Source organism: Stappia sp. BW2 (genome assembly GCF_008107695.1).
In the GTDB taxonomy this organism is placed as follows: domain Bacteria; phylum Pseudomonadota; class Alphaproteobacteria; order Rhizobiales; family Stappiaceae; genus Roseibium.
The window spans coordinates 1-22,355 of the sequence record NZ_VIRG01000065.1; the positions used below are offsets into that span (position 1 = coordinate 1).

The window sequence follows — 22,355 nt, forward strand, 5'->3', positions numbered from 1 at the left end:
TCGTCGTCGCGGAGAAAGCCTTGCGCGATCCGGAGCAAATCGTATCCCCAGGTGGATATTTCCGCGCCATGATCGACAGGGCAGGGGAGGGCAAGTTGCACCTCCACAAATCCCTGCATGGACTGGCGGTATGAGGCGCAGTATTCTATTGCGCCCGGTGGTATCAGGGGCACGACTCCTGCAAAGCCGCTAGATCCTATTTGAATATTACTGGTCGAGAGCAGCTGTTGAAGTCTTTCGTTTCAGCTTTTCTCATGGCCTTCTGTCTCGGCTTGTTCAACCGTCCATGAGCTCGCAGTTTCCACGGCAACCGGCGAGGCAGTAAGTGTAACGCTCGGTCTGGCTGACGGGAATAGCGGACCGATGATCGCGCCAAGCCCAAAGGTGAACACGAGCCCGCCCAATGCGGCCGGCATATCTTCCGGTGCCAGAAAGTCATTCGTATAGGCTAGGAATAGCGCATAAAGGGGTGTCGTCGTTCCGCCCGCGAAGTAGGCAGCCACCATCTGCGGCCATAATTCGTACCCGGTCAGAAAACCACAAAGGCCTGATACTGCGCCTGCAATCGCGCGCTCGACGGAGATGCCAAAAGCTCTTGAAGAACCACGGCGCGGAACACCTGCGCCTTGTCTTCGGGCTGATAAACACGACAAGGAACCGCGGCAACTGGTCTGCACCGTGTTTCACGGCAGTTTCATGGCTATTTCTCAATAAGCCTGAGATGGTTCAGAGGCGGGACTTCCGACAGCCTGGACCTTGACCAACTGCTAGCGAGTGCAAATCGGGTCAATGCCTCGGCGCCAACGTCTACAATGACCGTTCTGATGTCCTTCGAAATGGAGCGACTTGTTGCAGAAGGGACGAACGAAAGGGCGGCCTGAAGGTCTAGCCCCTTTCGCAAGCAATACCGTCTCCATCCCGATCCAGGCGGTAGACGTCAGGACCAATAACGCGGATTGGCCCCCTTACATAGACAGGGCCATTTCCGCGACCACCCGCACAATCAACGTCGCTCGCTATGGGAACACAAGGATCATAGCTCGGATGGCATCCAGATTGAGATTGCGTTGGCGTGATAGAAGCGCCAACAACTAACAATGCAAGAAACAAGCGAATAGACATTGCAACCTCCCAACTCAATGAGAGGTTGCGTGTATTTTTGGTCGATCGCAACTTTTATTGCGGCGTATCCTTAACGCTCAAGAATGGAATTTTCGCAGTATGAATAGAACAATACTCGCGATGCTTCTTTGTCTTCTCTCTTTTCAAGCATCAGCGGAGGAATGGAAAAGCACCGTATCTAGAGTGATTGACGGCGACACGTTTCAGCTTAGCCGGCCGCTGATCAAAATCCGCCTGTGTGGAGTGGATACGCCGGAACGTGGCCAACCTGGGTATAGGGAAGCAACTCAATTCACCAAGCGATTGGTTGCGGGGAATACCGTGCAATGTCGAACTGTAGGCGAGGGGACGCCCTGCGATGGAAGATCACGCAAGAAATCTGGAGAACGCTTTGTGGCGCAGTGCTTTGTCGGTGGAGACGATATTGCGACGGAGTTGGTGAAGTCTGGGCATGCCTGTGCGTGGCCGAAGTACTCCGGCCGCCACTATTCAAAAAACGCCAAGTGTGAACGATAGGAGCCTAGATGTTTGTAAGAAAATTCGTTTTGGCACTCCTTGGGTTTTTGGTTGGCGGCCTTTTTATCGGTTCAACACTCGGGGTTGCAGGTTTTGGCAGTGCGGTAAACGGTTGGGTGGTGTTCGGGCCGATCGGTGCAGCTATTGGGTGGTTTTTTGCTAGCAGCCATGAAGGTGAATGGGGCTACCGGAAATTGCTCAGCCTATTGAGTTTCATAAATCGCGAGAAAGACTAAGGAGCTTCCATTTTGCTACTAGAAACACCAGAAGAGGTATTAGTCCGTCTGGTTGGAGCTATCTGAGGAGCTTAATCCGTGTTGCAGACCATACTGCTATTGATCTTCGCAGCAGTGTTTTTCGATCCACTGAGGTGGATATTTGCTTTTGTTGTCGTCGCAGTCATTCGCAACTTAGACCCTACCTCCAAAATGTCCTTTATCAAAATGGTCTGCACCGCAGTTTTTGTGGCGATTGTTTTAGAAATCAATCTACAGATGAGTCCAGAAGCTCGAGAATTCAACGTGTATACTAGTTTGTTTTCTGTTGCGGTCAGCCTTCTCATAGTCTGGCTGATCAACCTTGTCATTACGTGGTGGTGGTCTCGAAACACTAGTTCCAAATAGAGGAGCCTTCATATTGGAACATGTCCGGTGTCAGGACCTTTGAATTGCCCCTCGTTTACTAGACGCCTATTTCTGCGATCCTTCTGCTCCCTGGCAGAAAGGCTCTGTTGAGAACATGAACAGGCGGATCTGACGATATTTACCAAGGGAAACCGCTGTCTTGTCAGTTCCTGACGAGTCGATACGAACGCTGATTGATCAGCTGAACAACACACTGAGAAAGTGCCTCGGCTTCCGGACGCCTAGTGAGAAGTAGTGGAAAGAACTTGCCTAATTGAGCAAATCACTAACTTCCGGTTAGTTTCGCGCCCCGACTTGGGTAACCAAGCGCAACCCAAGATGTGTGATGCTATTGGAGGTTCTTATTGATCACCGGAAAATGCGAATGCGGCAAAGTTGAATTTGAAGTAGAAGCTGCACAGGAAACGTTGACGGTTTGCCATTGCAGTCAATGCAGACGGATCAGCGGTCACACCTGGGCATGCACTCACGCGCCAATTGATAAACTGCGCTTCTCCAATAAGGACGGTCTTGGATGGTATGAGTCCTCGAGCTTTGCCAGACGAGGATTCTGTAAATTCTGCGGATCCAGCCTTTTTTATCAGAGGAACGGCCAGGAAAATATCGCCATTGCCGCAGGGAGCTTAAACGGACCGACGGGCTTAAAAGTCGGAAAACACATATTAGTCAAAGACAAAGGCGACTACTACGAAATCCATGAAAACGAGCCGCAGATCGCTTGCTTCTAAAAGCTGTCGAAAATCCTACGGTCGCCGGAACTCTTTAGCTCGTCGCCATCCGCCCTGCTCTGCGGCGGCTTTTAGACCCCTGTTGCATTTACGTTAGAAGTTACATCGAAAACAAACATGTTTTACGGCTGATCAATCTCAGCCGCCTGCATCTTGATCTAATCCGTCTTCACAGCCTGGCGTGTCATATTTGCTTTACACTCGACAGAACAACGCCGTAAATACTCGACGCCCAACTCAGAAAACCCGGTTTGAAATCATAGTCAACTGCTGTCTGGTAGTCAGGTTTTTTGATTTTATGGGTAACATATTTTCCCATTTGCTCTGTAATCGTGTAACGTCTTTGGTTTGTTGGAAGGCTTTCAAAAGGTATCATTAAATATTCCGATGGTTTACTAAGCTTTATTATGTATTCAGGTTGCTTTAATACATTAATGAAACCATCCTCGGCAATAATTTTGTCTTCATCCTCGAAAATAGCCTTCGCAATGCCTCTGTAAAGTGATGATATGATCTTAATTTTCACCGCGTCGTTCATGATGTGAAAAATCTTGTCGGCTTTTGCCCGCTGAGATCGTTTTTGGGGTTGGTTTTCATAGCTTTCGGAGAAGCTCAAATTGTTAATATGATAGGTCATGTCATGGATTTTGGCCGCAAAATCAAACAAGTTTTGCGGCCGAATGCGAAAGTTGGACCGGTAACCCGGGCCTGCGAAATTCATGAACGGTGCAGCAAGACCTTCGGTCGCTTCTGGTGCCGGAAGAGCGGGAAGCGGTTTGCCATTCGGGAGGTGGGTCGATCCGTCGGGAGCGCTCATGTAAATCTCCTTAGGCCCATGTTGTGGGAAAAATCATAAATGCAGATTCCCCATTTGATCTTCGGTTTCCATCGTAGGCGCGATGTGGCGGTGGGATCAAGCTTGGGCGGCAAGCGCCGAGCGCTTCTGTGAGCGATTTCATCAACGCGGAGCGTGAGTTTTGCGCTTCCGCAGTAAAGTCGGCAGAGCGGACAGTGCAGCCTTTCGAGCAGGAGCGTTTCTATTCGACTGGATTATGGTGTCCCCAAGCCGGTGATCGAGGGCCGCTATAAGGCTGTAGATCAACGCAAAACTGGTAAACTGTCTTTCCGTCAAGCTCAAAAATGACATGCTTGGTTGCAAACACAAGATAACGGACCGGTTTCTCTGGAGTGCCGATTTTACCAACCCCATCAAGGCGATCCCAACCGTGGTCATCAAAGCGTTCGCCAACGTGAAGCGGCATAAAGGGACTTTCTGACTGAAACACAGCGACTGGCTTATGTTCACCAGAAATGTCGCAGATCACGAGTTCGTAGACATCAGGCATCGGTTCAATATCTTCCTTCCATTTCCGCGAAAACCTAACCCAGCTCTTGTCAAATGACGAGCAGTAAGGGCTCTAAGCGGACTTACGGCGCCACAGCATCCCGATCCGGACCTCGGCTGGGGCCTGGTCGACACAAACGGCCCGAAGCCGCCATAGTGCACCGTCTCAAGGAATGGCGGCTTCGCAGAAAAAGCAGAATTCGTACCGAGATAGAACTGGGATGCAACCGCAGTTGATCCCGTCAATCGTCCGCCAGTCGCCCGAAAAGCCTTTGATCAAAACGCTGGCTCCCAATGATCATTTTCTGCCTTTGGGTCCCCTCGTACCTGAACCCTGCCTTGATCAAAACTCGATCCGAGGCCGGATTTCCCGGCAACGTCCAGGCTTCGAGCCTGAATAACTTCATACCCTCGTGGCAGTGTTTCGTTACAGCGATCAAAGATTCTGTAGCGTATCCGTGCCCCCACCAGGACTTGCCGAACTCGTAGCCGATGACTGCCACTGACGCCGACTTGTCGATGGAGTTAAGTCGAATACAGCCAATGAGAACGTCTGTTTCAACAAGGCGCACCATCCAAGCGAACCCCTTGGCTTGCTGGGAAGTACGGATCATCCAGCCGACAAGTCCTTTTGCCCGTTTCTCCGTCGGTGCGCGTGGCAAGTCGGTGTGCGCAGATGTCTCGGGAGCCGACAAGATGGAATAATATTCAACCCAGTCCTCAATTTGGACCTGAGATAAGTGCAAGCGAGGAGTATCCAGAGCCAAAGTCATTCAAAGTTTCCGACACTGAGGTTAGCGCTCTTTAGGCGAGCATAACGGAAATGTCTTCTTATCAAGGTCCTTTCTTGATGACCGTCGGGGCGCAACGCGCAACGAGTTCATAAGTGCGGAGTTAATCTGCGCCGCAGGTGTTCCCCTGGGGGCAATGCTCCACCATTTTGGCTGTTCAAAACCCTAAGCGCTCCGCTCGAAACAGCACATTTGTCCTGACCGGTTACCGTTGTTTTCCCTTGAGCCGGACCCTGGGTCATAGACTAGAAGACAATTCCGACGGACAGGAGGTCTCATGCGGAATGGGTCTGAAAAACATGTTTGGCTGACAGCTGCACAATGCGCCGAGCGCACCGGTGTCACCGTGCGGGCGCTGCGACTTTACGAGCAAGCCGGTCTTATCCAGCCGCGGCGCAACGGAAAAAACTGGCGGCTTTACGGCACTGGCGAAGTGGCCCGGCTGACAGAAATATTGGCGTTGAAGCGGCTGGGACTGAGTTTGCAGCATATTGCCGGCCTGATGGCAGGCCATGCGACCGATCTCGACCGAATGCTGACCATGCAGACGATTGCGCTGCAGGGGAAACTTCAACGGCTACAGCAAAGCCTTGCCATGGTCGAAGCCCTGCGAGCGAAGACAGCCGCAGGAACGCTCCTTTCCGTCGACGATCTCGTGAAACTCGCAAAGGAAATGAATATGCGTGATGCATCGATGGATAGTGTTGCCTGGCGGCGCTACGAGCAGGCAAGACCGCGTACGGAAAAGAATATAGCTCCCGGCCTCTATACCGACTATGCTGGCTTCTACCTTCTGGATGAGCATGTCTTTGCCATCACGTCGAGAGATGGTCGGCTTTTCGCCCGGTTGACGGGTCAGGCCGAGCTGGAAATCTTCGCTGAAGACGAGGACCGCTTCTTTTATAAAGCCGTACAGGCGCAGGTCACCTTTGTCCGCAACGAGGACGGGGCGGTTTCCGGCCTCATTCTGCATCAGAACGGTTACGAGCAGGCTGCGCAACGAGTCGAAGCCAAAGTCGCCCTCGCGGTGGATGAAGCGCTTGCCGAACGCATCCGCAAAAATCAGCCGGTGGAGAACAGCGAAGCCCTGCTTCGCGAGATGATTGAGCAGCACCAGCGTGGAGAGCCGGACTACGCGCGCATGATGCCGGCACTGGCATTGGCCAGCCACGAACAATCCGCGGCAATCCAATCCGAGCTTGAGGAATTAGGCTCTATTCGGGAAATAAGCTTCAAGTGCGTCGATCCCGAGGGCTGGGATGTTCATGACGTGACCTTCGACAACGGCGAGCTTGAGTTCAAGTTCATCCTTGCGTCTGATGGCCGCTTTGGTGGCATCTTTTTCAGGCCCGTTTCTTGAGATGGCTTTCCGGCGATGAAATGCCTGACGGGGCAAACAGCGCAATTTGCGGATGGAAAGTTATGGCCACTGCCTACTCTGAGTGACCGGTCCAGGTACACGCTACCGCCATGGCCATAAAGAGAAGTGAAGCCAAACTTTCCGCCATTCATTGCGCCGTCGAAAACCATTGCCGCAAGACGGTGGGATTGCGGGATTAAGTGGACATTGACAGAAGTTGAGCTGAAATTGCCTATTTTGAAGTTGATGCCTTCCCACCGCGAGGGCGATGTCCGATACGCCAGAGGCAAATCCATTGAAGACAATCACTGTATTAGGATGCGGCGCTACCTATGGCGTTCCCTTGGCCGGGGGGGTCTGGGGCCTGTGTGATCCAGCCAATCCCAAGAACGAAAGGACACGGCCATCGGTTCTGGTTACTCAGAATGAGCAGTGCCTGCTGATTGATATTGGGCCTGATTTTCGGCTTCAAACCTCTAGGGCAAATGTAATCCCCGACACCATCCTGATTACCCACGGTCACTGGGACCATATCGCAGGGATAGGAGAGCTTCCTTACTATATGGAGGAGGTCCTTAAGGGCGACCTGAATGTTTACACCGATGAAACTTGTATGGCCTTCATCCGTGGCATGTTTCCCTATTTGTTTTTTGGAGAAAAAATAGACGGTTCCACCAGCATTGTTGGTTTTGGGGAACACAATCAGTATAAGATTTTTTGGCATCCAATTCGTGCCTACGAAGCCTTCGAAGCGAATGGTATGAAAATACTTCCTTTTTCGCAGCATCACGGAGGATCGGACAGTCTAGGAATAAGAATAGCTGACTTTGTCTATAGCCCGGACGTGAAGTCTTTTCCGATTCAGAGCTGGAATTGTTTGGCGGATATCGACACCTGGATTCTGGATTGCGACTATTGGGAACCATCGGAGTCGCATGGCGATCCCGAAACCGTCCTGAAGCTTGTCTATCAGTTCAAGCCGAGGCAGGTTTTTCTCACCCACATGGATGAGAAAATGGACTATTTGGTTTTGAAGTCCTGGTTTGTGGATCGCGGCTACGGTCATGTCACGCCGGCCTACGATGGCCAGATGATCGAACTGAGAAGAGCTTGACAAGGAAGATTGGGCTCAAACCGGCCATGTTGCGGGGCGGCGCCCCAATCCTGACCATGGTGATGCCTAGTCGAAACAAACGGCCCGGAGTTGTCGTTGCCCCAAAAGGGTGCTGCGATGCAGGTCACGAAAGTCGCCATACGTTGCAATTGCGAAATCAATTGCCATCAGGCAGCGGTAATGCGGCCCAAAGCTTTCGTTGCATTCCCACATCTTGCACGATAGCAATCAGCTAGTTTGGGAGCTGGAATGTTATGAAAACCGTTCAAGTCGGATCGCTTTTAATCAGTAACGACCGGCCGATGGCTCTCATCGGGGGCATTAATGTCATCGAGTCCCGTGACCTCGCCCTGCTGGTGGCAGAAGAATTCGTTAGAATCACCACAGATCTTGGTCTGCCTTATATTTTCAAAGCCTCCTTCGACAAGGCCAACCGCTCTTCGATTCACTCATATCGCGGACCAGGCCTTGACGCGGGATTAGAAGTATTGCGCGAGGTCCGCGATACATTTGGCATCCCTGTCATCACCGACATCCACGACCCTAGTCAGGCTTCCCCGGTGTCCGAGGTGTGCGAGATACTTCAGATCCCCGCCTTTCTTGCGCGTCAGACCGATCTCATCGCTGCGGCTGCCGTAACCGGCGCAGTAATCAATGTGAAAAAGCCGCAGTTCATGAGCCCTCCCCAAGTGCGCAACCTCGTCGAAAAGCTGCAAGAGTGCGGAAATGAAAAAGTCATGCTGTGCGAGCGAGGTTCGTGTTTTGGCTACGACAACCTAGTGGTCGACATGCTCGGTATTGGCATTATGCGAGCTACTAGCAACGATGCACCGATCATCTTCGATGTAACACACGCCCTTCAGATGAGGGAGGCTGCTGCCGGGGCCTCAGGGGGCAGGCGCAGCCAGGTAGCGGAACTTGGTCGAGCAGGCCTCGCCGTCGGACTGGCGGGGCTCTTCGTAGAGGCGCACCCCAATCCTGATCAGGCCAAGTGCGACGGGCCAAGCGCTTTACCTCTAGCTCAGCTTCGCCCCTTCCTGGAGCAGATGAAAGCAGTTGATGAATTGGTCAAAGGCCTGCCGAAACTGGAAATCGAGTAATCACCTCAAAGAAGACTCGAGTCAAAGAGTTGTGCGCCTCTGTTGACTGTGGGTTTGAAGCATTCTCGCCGTAGCATCGCATCCCGAATTGGACCTTTGTTGGTCAACAGTCGGCCCTAAGCTGACCTTCGCGACAGGCCGCAATGCTGCACGGCACACTTCCTGAAGCTGCCATTCGCAGAAATCGCGTCCGTCCGACCGTTCAACGACGGATGGGCGGACCTATCACCAATTTGCCACAACTACGCCAGTGTCTGCTTATCTTCGACCAGAAGGAGGATCACCAAACATCTCAATATCGAAACAGCAGAAGCGCGTCACGTTTGCTAAGACGCCCACAGCGCAGATCTGGTTCCATCAGTCAGGTCCCTCATTTGTCCTCGTCTGCGTTTTCTGCATAGGAATTTGCAGCGCAATCCGTATCAATATCGCGGATATCAGGATCGAAAAGAGAAGCAAGAAGGCGGCATCGAGTAAGGTGGATATGTTCAGATTTGGACCAGGCAGGAGAGCGCGGATGGCAGGGATTGCCAATGCCAATGCTGCAATACCACCCACATCTTCCAGATGGCTGCCGGACTGTCGGGCGTTGTGAATGCTCAAGGCTGCGACGGCCACGGTGACGCAAAAAAGGGCGGCTAGGTAAATACCAATCTGTGTGACTGTCGTCGCCGAGCGCACAAAGGAAAACGACGCAATGTGACGGAAAGCATGTCGCGGATGTGGCGTTGCGCGCACATTCAGTGCCAATCCAACATTGCGCTTGGCTACCTCATAGGTCCAGGCCAGATAGACAGGCGAGCTACCTTTTGAAAAAGACTGGTTCCTTGTCCGCATCCAAATCATGGAATATTGCGCGTATTGTGTGACCGTATCGAGTGGAAAGGACGCAGGGTCTGCCTCAAAGCCTTGCGTGAATCGGCCAAGTTCCCAGGTGAGCGTGTAATCTTCGTCCTCGTCCGTATCCTTCAGAAAATCAGACGCTGATTTCTTCACCTCGAAGGATTGTGGGATGATCCGAAACAAGCGAAACCAAAGATGAGCCTCCGGATTATCGCGGGTCGCACTGTCCATCCAGTTGCGGTCTATCTTGGCTATGATCGAGAAGGTGACCTCCTCAGTTGTAAAGTCGGTCTGCTCAAATCGCGTGACAATCTCCACGTGAGTGCGTGGCTCTGTTTCACCTCGTTGTCGTGGGTCAACAAATGTGTGTTTTCCGCCAGGCAGAACCTGCGCTGCGACCGTTTCATCCCGCTCCATTGGGAGATTGGGTTCCTCTGGCCAAAGCGAAACCAACTGGATCACGCTTGTGATGATTAAGACACAAGCAACGACCATGAGAGACAGGCGCAAGCTGCGATTCAGGTAATGGGTAAGCCTTGAAAGACTGTAATTCTTGAAAATGAAGGCCTCCTGGGAAACGATCTACCCTTCCTTGAGTTTATCAGGGTTTCACCTTTTTGCAGACCCTGCCGGCGCGGTTAGGAACTGACACACGTTTTGGATTGCGTCGCCAAAGCCGACATTCATTCATTGCGCAGCTGCGGTGGAAGTGGGCTCCAAGCAGCCAACGCGGCATCGGCCGTCTTCATCTATCATGGGCTGTTCGAATGTCACGAACGGTGTGGAGTGGAGGGAACGGTACGGAGGAACCGCTATGTCCGCTTCAAACTTGCCCATGGTCATCCCGTCCAAGAAGGCCTGGAACCATGGCCGCATAATCGGCCAGAAACGACCGTTGCTTCCCAAACACGTTTGGGCCATTCGTGTCCGACTTGAATTGGCCGGCGCCACACGTGATCTTGCACTGTTCAACATGGCGGTCGACAGCAAGCTCAGAGGCTGCGATCTCGTCCGCCTGAAGGTGGCTGACGTCTATGCCGCCGGGACGGTCAAAGAGCGCGCATCAATCCTACAAAGCAAGACCAGCACACCGGTCCGCTTCGAGATCACCGAAGGAACACGCAAATCGCTGGCTGATTGGATCGCCCACCCACTGATGTCAGGCCACGAGTTTCTTTTGCCGGGCCGGTTTCACGACCGACCACACATCTCAACCCGGCAATATGCGCGAATGCTGAAAGACTGGGTCCGCTCAATCGGACTGGAGCCAAGCGCGTACGGAACCCACTCCATGCGACGAACCAAGGTTGCCCAGATATATCGGAAGACGGGCAACCTGCGAGCTGTGCAGCTACTTCTTGGCCACACCAAGATGGACAGCACGGTCCGCTATCTTGGCGTCGATCTGGAGGACGCGCTTTCCATTTCTGAAAGCGTCGAGATTTGAACGCGGTGGGGCTGGTGGCAACGCCGGCTCCAACCCGTCGCCGGACGATAAAGCCGCCGCCCTCGCGCCGCGTTCCGCCTCGTGAACATTGGCAAACGCAGTCTGCTTTCGTACCCTGCTTCTAGATACGCAAATAGGTGTAATGATGGAACGCGAACCCAACCTGATCATCTCGAGCGCATCGCAACGGATCGTTGAAGACGGTGTGCCATTCAAGGTAGATATCTACAAACTCGAAGGTGGAGATGGCTGGTCGCTGGAAGTAATCACCGCCGACGGCACATCCATTGTTTGGGACGAGTTGTTCCAGGACGACCAGGCCGCTTTCAACGAAGCGGTCGCGACCATTCGCGAAGAGGGAGCCGTTTCGTTTGCCAATGGCGGTTCAAACGTGATCCCGTTCAAGAAATAGGCCAAGCAAGAACGGCCCGGAGCTGCCGCTCGTCCGGTTCCACTTCGCTGCGGTGCGGCCAGTCGAAGGAGACATTCGCCGCAACTACTCAACCAGGTAATTCGGCAAGGTCGGCAGCGCGGGACAAACCGGGCCTTTGAGCTTCAAATACTAACGGCTGCTTTTCGTTGTAAAAGAGCGCAGCTGGGCGCATGATCAATAGTGACCAGGGAGCGGAATCTCTTGCGTCTTGAACGTCCATTTATCCTGAACCACTTTAGGCAAGTTGCACCAATCAACGATCGTTACTTGTTGGTTATTGTCATATTTAATGAGCAAGTCGCATTGATCGACATCTTGATCGCGGTCAGAACGGTAGAACTTGTTTTCATCATAGTCACCGAGGAACATGATTTCATTTCCCTCCGTTGAATTGTCCATGATTATGTCGTTTCCATCATTTTTCCAAAAGTTGTAACGATCGCTGCCACCCAAACCCTGCAAGATGTCGTTACCTCCCCCGCCATTAAAAATGTCGTGATATTCAGTACCTTTGAGCGTGTTGTTGGCTTTGTTACCATTGCGCAGAAGGCCGGCTACTTTGCGTTTCTTATTACTTGCAGCGACTTGTCTAATCGCACAGCTTTGCGTTTCGGAAACTGCCAGTTGTTGACTATAGAGCGGGCTGACGATTGTTTTGAGGTAGGCATCCAGACGCGTTGGAACTTCGAACCATTGGTCCCTTGGAATGCTACTCTCGCCAAAGTACCCTGCAACGCCAAGATTTTGGCCCAGCACCCCGTCAAAACTGCAAAGCCCTTTATTTTGTCCCGATGTCAAACATTTTGCAGTAACGCGCGATCCAAAAACGCCGTATTCGTCGCTGAGGTAATCAACCTGCCCCTTGCGTTCGAAAATGTGAAACGGAAAATCGTATTCTTTTTCAGAGCGCTTCCCGAGCCCCTTCGCTACGCGGTTGCTCAAAGTGTCGAGCCTTCTGCATTGGCTGGATTTTTCACCGTCAGTGAGTTCAAAAAGCGTGATTTGAAACATTCTGGACCTCAGCCATTTGAAGTCTGCATTGTTTGATCGTTCCGACTGGTTGGTGAGAATTGTGACCTTCCGGGCTTTTTCGTAGTTCACACGCGCGCTTTCGACAGTTGGTTGTTTTTGTGCAGGCTGTGAAGAACCGTCATCAGCTTGGGTTGCAGACTTCCAAATATCCCGCGCTATTGCCATAGGGGCTTTTTCGACAGGTGTGCGGAACTCAATGCCGTAGGGCAATGAGATCAAATGATCGCCGACTACAATCTCGGTATTTCTATATGGATATTCCTTATAGAAAAAGATCAACAAAATCGCTGCTGCAAAAACTGAAAACAAGAAAACGTATTTTTTCAAAGGCTTCATCCACTTTCTGATCACGCGACAAGCCTCATATAACACGCTTAAAATGCTGGTAATTCACTTAAGGATTTTTTTGTGCGTGCTTCAAAGAATGGTTGCCCGGCAGGTCAATCAGCCCGGCGGTTTAGATGCCGGACAAAAAGAAAATGGTCATGGATGTAACAAGCAGAAGTGTTCGTGCTGTTTGCGAGCCCAAACCGTCAGGTAATAAAGCCGCCGTTCGTTCTAGGCGCTACATTTGGTAAAAGGGCTCGGAGCTGCTATGCGGCGGCGCGGCAATGGTTGAGTTGACTAGGCTTGTGAGAGCGTCATTTCCGGCCCAAAGCGGACTTTGGTGCTCCGCGCAACAAATGAACGGCTTGAGCCCAAGTTGGTGAAGGCTGCACTTCGCATAAGGGCCTGCGCTCGGCACCACTTTTAGTATGGAAAAAACACAGGTTTGCCGAGTGTGATGACGAGAGAGATACGGTGCCCTCGCAATTGTTGCTGCCTCAGAAAGAACAAAAGCTGCCTTCGGACCTTATTTGATCTTCAAAACCCGGCGTTCTTGGTAGATCACAGGGTAACCGTCTATTATTTGCGGCGTTTCGGCAGGAAGAGCGCCTGCCTCGATGTCGGCGACGATCACACGATCTGCTCCACGCCGGGTCTGAAACAAAGTTACTGCTCCGCGAGGCAGCGCCAACTGCACAAGTAGCCGATGAGCTGCGTCTTCGAATGATTGTGCCATTTCAGTCGTTCGTTCCCATCCCGCTCACCAATGTTAACCCAAGAGTATCCAAGATCGGGTGGATGGGTAGAATATAGGACAAATTGTCGGACGCGTCGCCCGCAAAGATCAGGCCGACTGCTTTCTCTTGACCTGCCGGCACATCCGTCACGACCAGCGCGCCGGAATCTCCACGATCCGAGAACACGCCCTGTATCCCGCGGACCAGGTAGACCGGTTCGAAATAGACACGCCCGCTAAAGCGAACGCTTTCGATGGCGCTGTGATACGTCGGAATATCGTAGTCCAACGGGAAGGCCCCGATCATCTGACTTTCAATGCGACCGAACGTCTGTCCCGTAGTGCGTCCGACCTTTTTTACTAGCAAACCGTCTTCGGGATCAGCGAGAATCTCCGCCAAGGCAATTGGCGTATCATAAAATCCCTGTTGCATCGAACTTACGGAATTGTCGGACAGGATTTCAAAGACTGCAGCATCGGTATTGCGCAAGTGATCGACGGTGTCAGGTTCGCCCAAAACTATAGGGATCGAAGTGTGATGACTCCCGAGAGTAAAGGGGCGAAAGCCGGTGGAAGAGACATCTTTGATCCCCGGAGCTGAGACGGGCATGCCGCGCCGCGTGTTGTTGCAGCCGCCAGTTACATGGTTGTTGGTCAGCCCCAAAAGCGTCCCTTCCTCGTTGCGAACAAGTGCTCCCATCGTCCCGGCAGACCGGCGATTGGCAATCGAGATGGACGAACCGCAGGTATAGCGTTTCCGAAGGAACTTGCCAGGCTTTGCACCTATCACCACGTCCGGCGTGTCGTCCTTCAGTGTAAAGGGAGACGCTCGCTTGTAGAGAATCTCGACCCCATCGCTGAACTGTGACGGCATGCGCTTCTGTTCGGTCTTGGGCATCCGGGCCGCTGTATACACAATGATGCGTTCGCGCGTGTCGGAAACGCCTACCCCGGTCAGCCCGCTTTTCTGCCAGCTGGTTGGAAGATCTGCACCAAACGCCTGCGCCACCATTTGCTTTTCGCCGGCGTCGACATCCTGCTCGGGCGGACCTGCAGCAATCAGTCGGCTGTCCAGCGCCCAGCTTCGGATTGCCTTTGCCTTTTGGATCAATTCCGCATTGGCCACGTCGTGCCCCCCCGGCCCATCACGTTGATTGAAACCAAATAACATGCTATGTTAGGTTGTATCAAACATTAGTTGTTATACTTCGATACTTAAGTTCGGTATTCACATGGCAACCAAGTCAGACGTGAAGCGTCGCATAAAGGCATTCTTCAATGCACCTGTTCAGGCGGACAGTGTCACGGCCTTCTCTGATGACGAAACCACCCCTGATTTTGCCCGGTCCGCTCAGAAACCCTTTTCTGTTTTTGATCCGTCCACGATAACCCGACGCACCGAACTGATGCGCGCGGCGAATGCCGCCCTTGCAAACGCAGATGACCCAACTGAAGGATTAGACGCCGCCATGCAGGTCTTTGAAGAGGCTGCACGGCAGGGCGATTTGGCGCTTGCCCAGCATGTGCTGGGCGTCTTTGCCGTACACGCACCCAAACTGAGATCCGGGACACCTGCAATCCCGGTGCCACCCATGGCGTTTCGAAGGGAACGCGGCGCGATACCCTTTGGAGACGATGACGACGAAGAGGGAGAAGGGGTCAGCCTCCCCGCCATGGGCGAGGACCGGCTACACTACTGGCGCGAAGACCTTTATCTGAATGAACATCACCGCCACTGGCATTTCGTCTATGACACCTCGGGCTTTCCCGAACCGGGGCGGATTCGGCTTAAAAGCCGACAGGGTGAAGTCTTCATCTACATGCACAAGCAGATGCTGGCTAGATACGAAACCGAACGTCTTGCCGCGGGTCTACCCCTTACCGAGCCACTGACCGATTATTCCGACACCCTCGGCGTGGGCTATGATCCTGATGCGCGCGAGCCGAGATTCCTTGGCTATGGCGCACGGCCCGACAACGAAACGTTGAGCGCAGCGCACCAGGCCGATCTTAACGCTCGGCGCACCGCCTATCGCAATTTCCTGTCAAGCGGCGGTCAGATCGCCGGACGAACCCTTCCCCTGACCGCATCGACGATCGGCTCGGCGCTTGAATCGAACCTCGCTTTTGGTACGGATGAGATCGTGCAGCAGGAGGAGCTGAACTGGATCGCGGAAGCCACTCACGGCCTACATCTGCACAATTTGGGACACGGGCATATCGCTGCGCTTGGGGCCGGCCAAGGCGTAATGACCAATCCGCACACGTCCTTGCAGGATCCGGTCTTTTGGCGCTGGCACCGAATGATCGACGATCTGGCCGAGGAATACTACGCCACGTTGCTCGCCCATGCCCCTACCGATACCGGCATTGGCATGAATAATGACCTGATCGTCGTCCTATCCGAAGTTGCCGGAGCAGATTTCAGCAATCAGGATCGCGGAGCCCTGCGTAAAACGCTTTTGCGGGACGCGGCAACTGAATTGAACGAGGGCAGAACCGGGGCCAATCTTTTGCACACCGGTATGATCGACGAAGAGTTTCAATACAATCAAGGGAATTCCACCAGACAGTTTCGTCGTGCCTCTCTCTTCACAGAACGCTTTGCCGTGGTCGCACGCGCCAGTTCGACCCTTGCACAGGCTGCAACCGCGCGGCTGTTCCTGTGCGCCGACAGGATTGTGCAAGGTGATGAGGCACATTTGCCGGAACAACAGCACCGATACTGGATAGAGCTGGACAGAAAGGCCGTTTCGCTTGAGGCGGGCGAGACCGACATCCTGTTCCTCGCCGATGAAAGCAGCGTCGTACGCAAGATCGGCGGGACCGCTCCCTGGCCGACCTCCAGCTTTACGGCGGGGGGCTTTGATGACCTGCACGACCGCCCCGGCAACAATGACGACTTTTGCGATTGCGGATGGCCGCTGAGCTTGTTGCTACCTCGGGGAACCGAGGCCGGCATGGGGTTTCAGTTGATGGTGCATGTCAGTCCGGGCAGTCCGGGAGCGTCAGGCAGCAGTTGCGGCAGCCGCGCCTTCTGTGGGGCTAGATTCGACAGCTATCCCGAGCTAGCCGAAATAAACCTCGGCTACCCGTTCGATCGCCCGGCAGCACAAGGGACGCTGGCCATGATCGACGCTGCGCCCGACATGGCTCGGCGCAGCCTGACCATCCAACATGCACCAAACCTGCCGGACTTGCTGGGAATGAACGTGAGTTAAGCCGCTGTTTGACACACGATTGCAATGGAGAATAGGCCCTCATGCCACGCGACTACACCCCTCTCGTGATAAATCCCGGCCTCGCCTCCAGTCTGCATCTGGTGCAACGCGGTCAGCTCGAGCCCGAAGAGGCTTGCGCCCGGTTGGGGCGTCTCTTGCAGGCGGCACTGGAGTTGGAGTTTTCGACCGTACCGCCTTATCTGTCGGCGGCATTCAGCCTCGGTGGCGACAACCGGCAGGTCTATCAACTCATCCTGCGCGTCGCAAAGGAAGAGATGCTGCACATGACCGTGGTGGCGAATCTGATGAACGCCATCGGTATCGCGCCGGACATTTACCAGGCTATTCCGGCCTATCCCTTCGATCTGAAGGTCATAGAGCCCCCCCTGCATCTTGAGTTAGAAAGCTTTTCCATCGAGCAGGTGGAGCGGTTGTTCATGCAGATCGAAACCCCTGAGGATCCAGTCAATTTCCCTACCGCCTTTGCCGACGAGGAAGAGCCCGTCGAAACCATCGGGCAGTTCTACGAAAAGATCATCAAGATCCTTGCAAACGACACGATTCCGGGCTTGTTCGACAACGCGGCTCGCAATGCCTACAAGCAGATTTCGGTCGACCCGAATTTCGTGGCCTTCGCCTACAAAAATGACAGCGACCACCACACCTATCCGCTGGCACCGGAATTCGACTTTGTCATTCGGGACAAGGAGACAGCGATCCGTCATCTGGAATGGATCGTGGCCGAAGGCGAGGGATCAGCGCCATACAACCCCCTTTCGCCAGAAGACATCCCGGGCCACTTCTATCGGTTCGAATCGATTATCAAAGGCCGCTACCTGGTTCGCGACGGGAGCACGGAATTGGGGTATCGCTATGCTGGCGCAAGCCTGCCCTTTGACGAAACAAAGGTGCACCTTTTCGTCCCCAACGCCAAAGCTGCTGATTTCGCCCACGAGCCAAGCGTCAAACGCCAGATGGACCGGTTCAACTCGCGCTACAGCGAGATGGTCGACAAGCTGGCCTTTGCCTTCAACTGTCCCAGACCAGCCGTAGAAGCGAACGCAAAGGCGGCTTACATCGCATCAATTGGTGACATGCGCAGCATGGTGTCAGCGGCCTCCAACATTATCGGTGCCGCCGACCGTAAAGGGGTCACTGCCGGGATTCCTTTTGAATATGTGCCGTCCGCCCCCCCAGCGGCCTCTTGATCCATACCAGAAGGAGTTTTCAGATGGCTTTTCCCAATGACCTAAGCAATGTTTCCGCCTTCAAGGTGCACCCGGCCATCGGCGTCGCCCGTCTGGCGAACAATGACGATTTCTACGAATTCTTCGACTATCAAGCGGTTCGCGATGCCGGCAATGCGCAAAGCCTGACCTATATGACCGTGCAGGAAGGGCACCATTGGATGATGCGGCAGGCTGTACGGTTCCGGGTCTTTGCCTACGACGAAGATGGAAAGGACCTGGGCGAATTGTCCTCGGATGTCATGACAAACTTGGGCATCGACGCGGTCTGGCACGTAACTGTCGCCAATCGCAAGCTGAACAACTTTTCCGACGGTTCAACCCCGGTGATCGAGGCATCCGGCAGCGCAAGTGGCTCCGAGGTCACCCGGCTGGAGGGCGCAAACCCTTGGAGGGAGTCAAACGTCTGGCTCGGAGATCTGCACGGCAATGGGATGTTCGTGCCCCCTAAAGGAGGAGTTTACCGCCGCGACAAAAACACGGTCATCCCGCCCTATGGCAGCCATACCAGCGACAATGGCGTGCAGGACACGACAAGCGACGGCATGGTCACGGTGGAACTGTCCGACATAAATGACGTCCCCGTCATTCCTGCCGGTGTGCTGGTCGCACCGCAGCAGCACTCACCCGATGTCAATCCCGGAGACATCAACAACGGCCGCAATCTTGACTTCATCGCGGAAACCCGAAAATTGCTGAACATTCCGGAGGACGCGCCTTTGACTGGGGCGGGCTATGCGATGGATTTCGCAATCATGTCAACCATGAACGCCGAATATGCACCGGGGATGGAAATCTGTCTGAACCGAGGCAACGCACTGCCCGATCCCGCTGGGGCTTTTTTCCCGCGTGGTCAGAATCATATTGCCGAGGCTGAAATTCGCCCGGCATACGGTGAGAACGGCGCTGATTTCGGCGCGCTGACCGCTGGCTTGTGTTCGGCATGGCAAACTGATCTGAATGCATGCCTGAACTACTGGACTTCTGAATTCCCCAACGAAATGGCCTATGACGATGCGCCTGACACGCGCAAACTCGCACGTAGGGAATTTGCCGCAGCAGGCCCTCAAATGGGAAATCCCGAAGATCTCAACGCCTATATCGACATGATGGGCGTGGCGCGGGACCTAGACGACGATCCCTTCTTTCTGTTTGGTACCGAGCGTGACGGCAATGACGATGCTGGTGCGCAGCCGCAGCCACCCTTTCTTTTGGATGCGCCGCAGTGACCGTTCATCGGATCACTGACAACAATCCGACGACTCGTCCCCGTTCAAGCCGCATGCATCTGTTTGGCGGCGACGACGCCCATGTGCTGGAGGTCGAGACCGGCGTGATCCGCAAGTTCGACCCTGCCCGGGCGCATGCCGTCAATTTAGCGTTAGATCTTGGTGACACCCGCCGGGCAGAACAGATGGCATTGGGCTCCGCCAAAAAAGCACGCGCACCCGATCCGCTGCCAGAGACGGCTCCGCTCAAGGCACTGTCTCTGGCGGTGGCGCAAAAGTGCAATCTCGGGTGCAGCTATTGCTATGCCCAACAAGGCACGTTTGGCGGAGACGCTACCGCGATGGGCGCGGCGGTTGCCAAAGAAGCGGTCGACCGACTTTTGGACGGCGCTCAACCGGGTGGACGCATCACACTGGCTTTTATGGGGGGAGAGCCCCTCACCAACAGACCGGTGCTGCATGCAGCCACGCGCTATGCCGCGCGGAAGGGGCAAGCGCTCGGGATCGGAGTTGGCTTTAGCCTGACCACAAACGCTACATTGATTAACCCTGAGGATGTGGCGCTGTTTCAGCACTACGGTTTTGCCCTAACCATCAGCGTGGACGGGTTGCAAGGAACGCACGACCGCCTGCGCCCATTTGCGGGGGGACGGGGAAGCTTCGCCCAGGTGGAACGGGCACTTGCGCGCCTTCGCTCTGTTCCGGACCGAGAATTCAGGCTTGATGCACGGGTCACGGTCACACCCTTTAATCTGGACCTGTCCGAGATCTTGACCGGATTGGCTGGCCTGGGGTTTGACGGGGTGATGTTTTCGCCCATGTTGACAGCTCCTAATGGTCGAGGCCAGATGGGAGCTGCGGAACTGAACAAGATGTTGGGGCAGCTGGTGCAATGCGGGCAGGCATTTCTCGACAGCCTGGAGACCGACCGTCCGCTACCCTTCACGAATCTGACGATGCAGCTCAAGCGCATACACCGTTATCAGCGCGACAGCTACCCTTGCGGCGCAGGGGGGGGCTATTTGGGCGTCTCGGCCAAGGGTACCCTGCACGCCTGCCATCGGTTTGTCGATGACGACGCCGGATATCTGGGTAATGTCGCGCAGGGCGTCGATCCGGTGGCGCAGTCTAATTGGCTACGACAACGCAATCTGTCCGCGCAAGGCGACTGCACATCCTGCTGGGCACGCTACCTATGTTCTGGGTCCTGCCACTACGAGGTGCTCAAACGCGGCCGCCCGGGATGCGATTACATTCGGGGATGGCTTGACTATTGCCTGGGCGTCTATGCCACGTTGGCGATGCGCTCGCCTGATCAGATGCTGCGCCTTCTGGATCAGCCGTGACCCATGATGTCGCAATAATCGGAGGCGGCCCAGCTGGCAGCGCGGTGGCGCTGCGTCTAGCCGAGTTGGGCCATCAGGTAGTACTGATAGAACGTTCCACCTTTCCACGGCCTCATGTCGGCATCTGCCTCTCGCACCAGACCGTGCAACTGCTGGACCACCTTGGTGCGGGGAACAGCTTTCGCGCAGCAGGCCACTGGCAGCGCAGGACCACACTTGTGCTCTGGGACGGCGTCACCCGACAAGTCGATAATAGCGGCTTCCATGTCGACAGAGGGCTACTTGACCACGACTTGTTGGCTCGTGCCGTCCGAGCGGGCGTTGACCTGCATCAGCCTGCGCAACTGAGGTCAATTTCGCATTCGGCTCACGGGCATCGACTCACTCTGGCAAATGGCACCGTGCTGGAGACGCGCTTTGTGGTGGATGCGGGCGGGCGACGCCCCGCTGTTCCAGGTCAGCGGGTGCACGACGGGCCTCCACTTCTGGCTTTGCATGCAACATGGCGGTTTGCAGCACAGCCCGTTTGTGATGGGTTGATCGAAGCCAGTGAAAGCGCATGGCTTTGGTGCGCTCGGTCCGGCCCAACAGATGTTATTCAGAGTGTCTTTGTCGATCCTCGGAATCTGCAAAACGTTTCCGGGGACCGCCTTCAGGAGCTTTATCTTCGCTTGTTGGCCCGCTTTTCCTTGTCGCTCCTCACCGGAACCCAAAGCAGCCAGGTGGAGGCCTGCGATGCCAGCAGTCGTCACGCCAAACTGCCGATAGACGGGGGGATGATCCGCGTTGGCGACGCCGCGCTAACTGTCGATCCTCTGGCCTCTCAAGGAGTCCATTTAGCGCTGACCTCAGGCTTGCAAGCGGCCGCCATCGTCAACACGATTCTGAAGAGACCCGCTAGCGCGACCCTCGCCCAAAGCTTTTACGTGAATCGCGTGGCAAGTCGGGTCGCACTGTATTCAGCACATACGGGCAATGAGTACGCGCGGGCAGCTGCGGCGCACAACACAAAGTTCTGGATTGAGCGAGCGGCGACGGCAGCACGTTTGCAGCAACCAATATCGCCCCCCCCCGCTCCCTCCGACTATGTCGGATTGTCGCCAGCGTTGTCACTAACCAATAGCGCGGTAATCGAAGATGACTTCGTTGTCAAACGCCGCGTTGTGCAACACCCAAACCTTGAAGGTTGCATAAAGTATTTGGCCGGGGACGACCTACCGCAGCTATTGGCGAGCCTGCCACGCATCGCGCGCTATGAGCGGCTGGTCGCTTGCCTGAAACAGCAGTCGCCAAAAGGTGCTTTGATCGCAGATTGGCTGTGGCACAATGCCTTGCTGGTACGTCTCAACCGCTGACCACTGGCTGCTTGCGGTGCTTGGGCCGCGTGCAGAATTCCCGCATACCCAAAAAGGCTTTTTTGAGCGGTGTGTATTTGCTGGCTCTATCGGACACTTCCTACTTTGATAGGTAGTCGCTTGGACGCGGATTGATTATTTCCCCGCGGCGTCCAAATCCTGCGATTGTCCGATCTCAGAAGTCCTTGGAGCATCGGACAGTGTAGGCTTACTTCATACCCTTGCTACAAGGCAAGTGAACGCCCTCTTCGAGAGAGGCTGGTCGATTGCCGAAAGCGGCTGTTCAAATTTTTCGTGTCAACAACTGTTTTGTCCACGGAGTGGCAATCGCCAATGGTCGCAAGAAAAGTCCGCTTCCCGCCCAATTGTTGAGTTCAGCGCGCTGCAGTAAATGTTTTGAGTTGGTACCTTCCTTATAG

General features: G+C 54.4%; 21 protein-coding genes and 1 pseudogene. 15 read left to right on the plus strand and 7 right to left on the minus strand.

Annotated elements, in window-relative coordinates; translation table 11 throughout:
* A partial coding sequence (repC, locus tag FMN63_RS11355) for a replication initiation protein RepC (protein ID WP_286192612.1) occupies window positions 1-134 on the plus strand: 134 nt, incomplete at its 5' end.
* 751 nt (window positions 135-885) lie between these two features.
* On the opposite strand, the gene FMN63_RS30000 is transcribed toward repC, so the two are convergent.
* Window positions 886-1,122 carry an excalibur calcium-binding domain-containing protein gene (locus tag FMN63_RS30000; protein WP_148584097.1) on the minus strand — a complete coding sequence of 79 codons (237 nt, stop codon included), beginning with the start codon at window positions 1,120-1,122 and terminating at the stop codon, window positions 886-888.
* Between the two features lie 120 nt (window positions 1,123-1,242).
* Between FMN63_RS30000 and FMN63_RS30005 the strand changes: the two genes are divergently transcribed.
* The 4 genes and pseudogenes from FMN63_RS30005 to FMN63_RS11385 all read left to right on the plus strand — a co-directional run bounded on the left by FMN63_RS30005 (window position 1,243) and on the right by FMN63_RS11385 (window position 3,010).
* Window positions 1,243-1,638, plus strand: a complete 396-nt coding sequence (locus FMN63_RS30005; protein WP_353619209.1) for a thermonuclease family protein — start codon at window positions 1,243-1,245, stop codon at window positions 1,636-1,638.
* 8 nt (window positions 1,639-1,646) lie between these two features.
* A complete protein-coding gene (locus tag FMN63_RS11375; protein ID WP_148584099.1) occupies window positions 1,647-1,874 on the plus strand; it encodes a hypothetical protein in 228 nt (75 codons plus the stop codon).
* Between the two features lie 448 nt (window positions 1,875-2,322).
* Window positions 2,323-2,517, plus strand: a pseudogene (locus tag FMN63_RS30080) (transposase); the annotation flags it as partial.
* Between the two features lie 109 nt (window positions 2,518-2,626).
* Complete coding sequence (locus tag FMN63_RS11385; protein ID WP_148584100.1) at window positions 2,627-3,010, plus strand: GFA family protein; 384 nt, start codon at window positions 2,627-2,629, stop codon at window positions 3,008-3,010.
* 184 nt (window positions 3,011-3,194) lie between these two features.
* Here FMN63_RS11385 and FMN63_RS11390 read toward each other — a convergent pair whose 3' ends face one another.
* The 3 genes from FMN63_RS11390 to FMN63_RS11400 all read right to left on the minus strand — a co-directional run bounded on the left by FMN63_RS11390 (window position 3,195) and on the right by FMN63_RS11400 (window position 5,128).
* Window positions 3,195-3,827, minus strand: coding sequence for a hypothetical protein (locus FMN63_RS11390; protein ID WP_148584101.1), 633 nt, complete (start codon window positions 3,825-3,827; stop codon window positions 3,195-3,197).
* A 220-nt stretch (window positions 3,828-4,047) separates the two neighbouring features.
* A complete protein-coding gene (locus FMN63_RS11395) occupies window positions 4,048-4,356 on the minus strand; it encodes a hypothetical protein (RefSeq protein ID WP_148584102.1) in 309 nt (102 codons plus the stop codon).
* Window positions 4,357-4,597: 241 nt separating this feature from the next.
* Window positions 4,598-5,128, minus strand: coding sequence for a GNAT family N-acetyltransferase (locus FMN63_RS11400; RefSeq protein ID WP_148584103.1), 531 nt, complete (start codon window positions 5,126-5,128; stop codon window positions 4,598-4,600).
* Window positions 5,129-5,423: 295 nt separating this feature from the next.
* On the opposite strand from FMN63_RS11400, the gene FMN63_RS11405 reads away from it, so the two are divergent.
* From FMN63_RS11405 to kdsA, 3 genes are all read left to right on the plus strand, one after another.
* The gene (locus FMN63_RS11405) at window positions 5,424-6,506 is read left to right on the plus strand and encodes a MerR family transcriptional regulator (protein ID WP_148584104.1); all 1,083 of its coding nucleotides are present in this window, start codon (window positions 5,424-5,426) and stop codon (window positions 6,504-6,506) included.
* A 268-nt stretch (window positions 6,507-6,774) separates the two neighbouring features.
* Window positions 6,775-7,620: an MBL fold metallo-hydrolase gene (locus FMN63_RS11410; RefSeq protein ID WP_148584105.1), complete on the plus strand. Its 846-nt coding sequence runs from the start codon at window positions 6,775-6,777 to the stop codon at window positions 7,618-7,620.
* Window positions 7,621-7,874: 254 nt separating this feature from the next.
* Window positions 7,875-8,720 (plus strand): 3-deoxy-8-phosphooctulonate synthase, encoded by an 846-nt coding sequence (gene kdsA / locus FMN63_RS11415; protein ID WP_148584106.1) that lies wholly within the window; start codon window positions 7,875-7,877, stop codon window positions 8,718-8,720.
* 357 nt (window positions 8,721-9,077) lie between these two features.
* Here kdsA and FMN63_RS11420 read toward each other — a convergent pair whose 3' ends face one another.
* Entirely contained in the window at window positions 9,078-9,980 is a 903-nt protein-coding gene (locus FMN63_RS11420; RefSeq protein ID WP_148584107.1) for a hypothetical protein, read from the minus strand.
* Window positions 9,981-10,377: 397 nt separating this feature from the next.
* Here FMN63_RS11420 and FMN63_RS11425 point away from each other — a divergent pair, with 397 nt between their 5' ends.
* Together FMN63_RS11425 and FMN63_RS11430 are read left to right on the plus strand one after the other, a co-directional pair.
* On the plus strand, window positions 10,378-11,010 hold the full coding sequence (locus FMN63_RS11425; RefSeq protein ID WP_148584108.1) for a tyrosine-type recombinase/integrase: 633 nt from the start codon (window positions 10,378-10,380) through the stop codon (window positions 11,008-11,010).
* A gap of 145 nt (window positions 11,011-11,155) precedes the next feature.
* Window positions 11,156-11,422 carry a hypothetical protein gene (locus FMN63_RS11430; protein WP_205513990.1) on the plus strand — a complete coding sequence of 89 codons (267 nt, stop codon included), beginning with the start codon at window positions 11,156-11,158 and terminating at the stop codon, window positions 11,420-11,422.
* A gap of 195 nt (window positions 11,423-11,617) precedes the next feature.
* Here the strand turns inward: FMN63_RS11430 and FMN63_RS11435 are convergent, their stop codons facing one another.
* Entirely contained in the window at window positions 11,618-12,802 is a 1,185-nt protein-coding gene (locus FMN63_RS11435; protein WP_148584110.1) for a calcium-binding protein, read from the minus strand.
* Window positions 12,803-13,539: 737 nt separating this feature from the next.
* The gene (locus FMN63_RS11440; protein WP_148584111.1) at window positions 13,540-14,664 is read right to left on the minus strand and encodes a chymotrypsin family serine protease; all 1,125 of its coding nucleotides are present in this window, start codon (window positions 14,662-14,664) and stop codon (window positions 13,540-13,542) included.
* A gap of 106 nt (window positions 14,665-14,770) precedes the next feature.
* Here FMN63_RS11440 and FMN63_RS11445 point away from each other — a divergent pair, with 106 nt between their 5' ends.
* The 5 genes from FMN63_RS11445 to qhpG are packed head-to-tail and all read left to right on the plus strand — an operon-like array spanning window position 14,771 to window position 21,936.
* On the plus strand, window positions 14,771-16,759 hold the full coding sequence (locus tag FMN63_RS11445) for a tyrosinase family protein (protein ID WP_148584112.1): 1,989 nt from the start codon (window positions 14,771-14,773) through the stop codon (window positions 16,757-16,759).
* Window positions 16,760-16,800: 41 nt separating this feature from the next.
* On the plus strand, window positions 16,801-17,967 hold the full coding sequence (locus FMN63_RS11450; RefSeq protein WP_148584113.1) for a ferritin-like domain-containing protein: 1,167 nt from the start codon (window positions 16,801-16,803) through the stop codon (window positions 17,965-17,967).
* A gap of 23 nt (window positions 17,968-17,990) precedes the next feature.
* The gene (locus FMN63_RS11455) at window positions 17,991-19,235 is read left to right on the plus strand and encodes a LodA/GoxA family CTQ-dependent oxidase (protein ID WP_148584114.1); all 1,245 of its coding nucleotides are present in this window, start codon (window positions 17,991-17,993) and stop codon (window positions 19,233-19,235) included.
* Window positions 19,232-20,581, plus strand: coding sequence for a radical SAM/SPASM domain-containing protein (locus FMN63_RS11460; protein WP_148584115.1), 1,350 nt, complete (start codon window positions 19,232-19,234; stop codon window positions 20,579-20,581). Before FMN63_RS11455 ends, FMN63_RS11460 begins: the two co-directional genes overlap by 4 nt.
* Window positions 20,578-21,936, plus strand: coding sequence for a flavin-dependent monooxygenase QhpG (gene qhpG / locus FMN63_RS11465; protein ID WP_148584116.1), 1,359 nt, complete (start codon window positions 20,578-20,580; stop codon window positions 21,934-21,936). Before FMN63_RS11460 ends, qhpG begins: the two co-directional genes overlap by 4 nt.
* Window positions 21,937-22,355 lie beyond the last annotated feature (419 nt).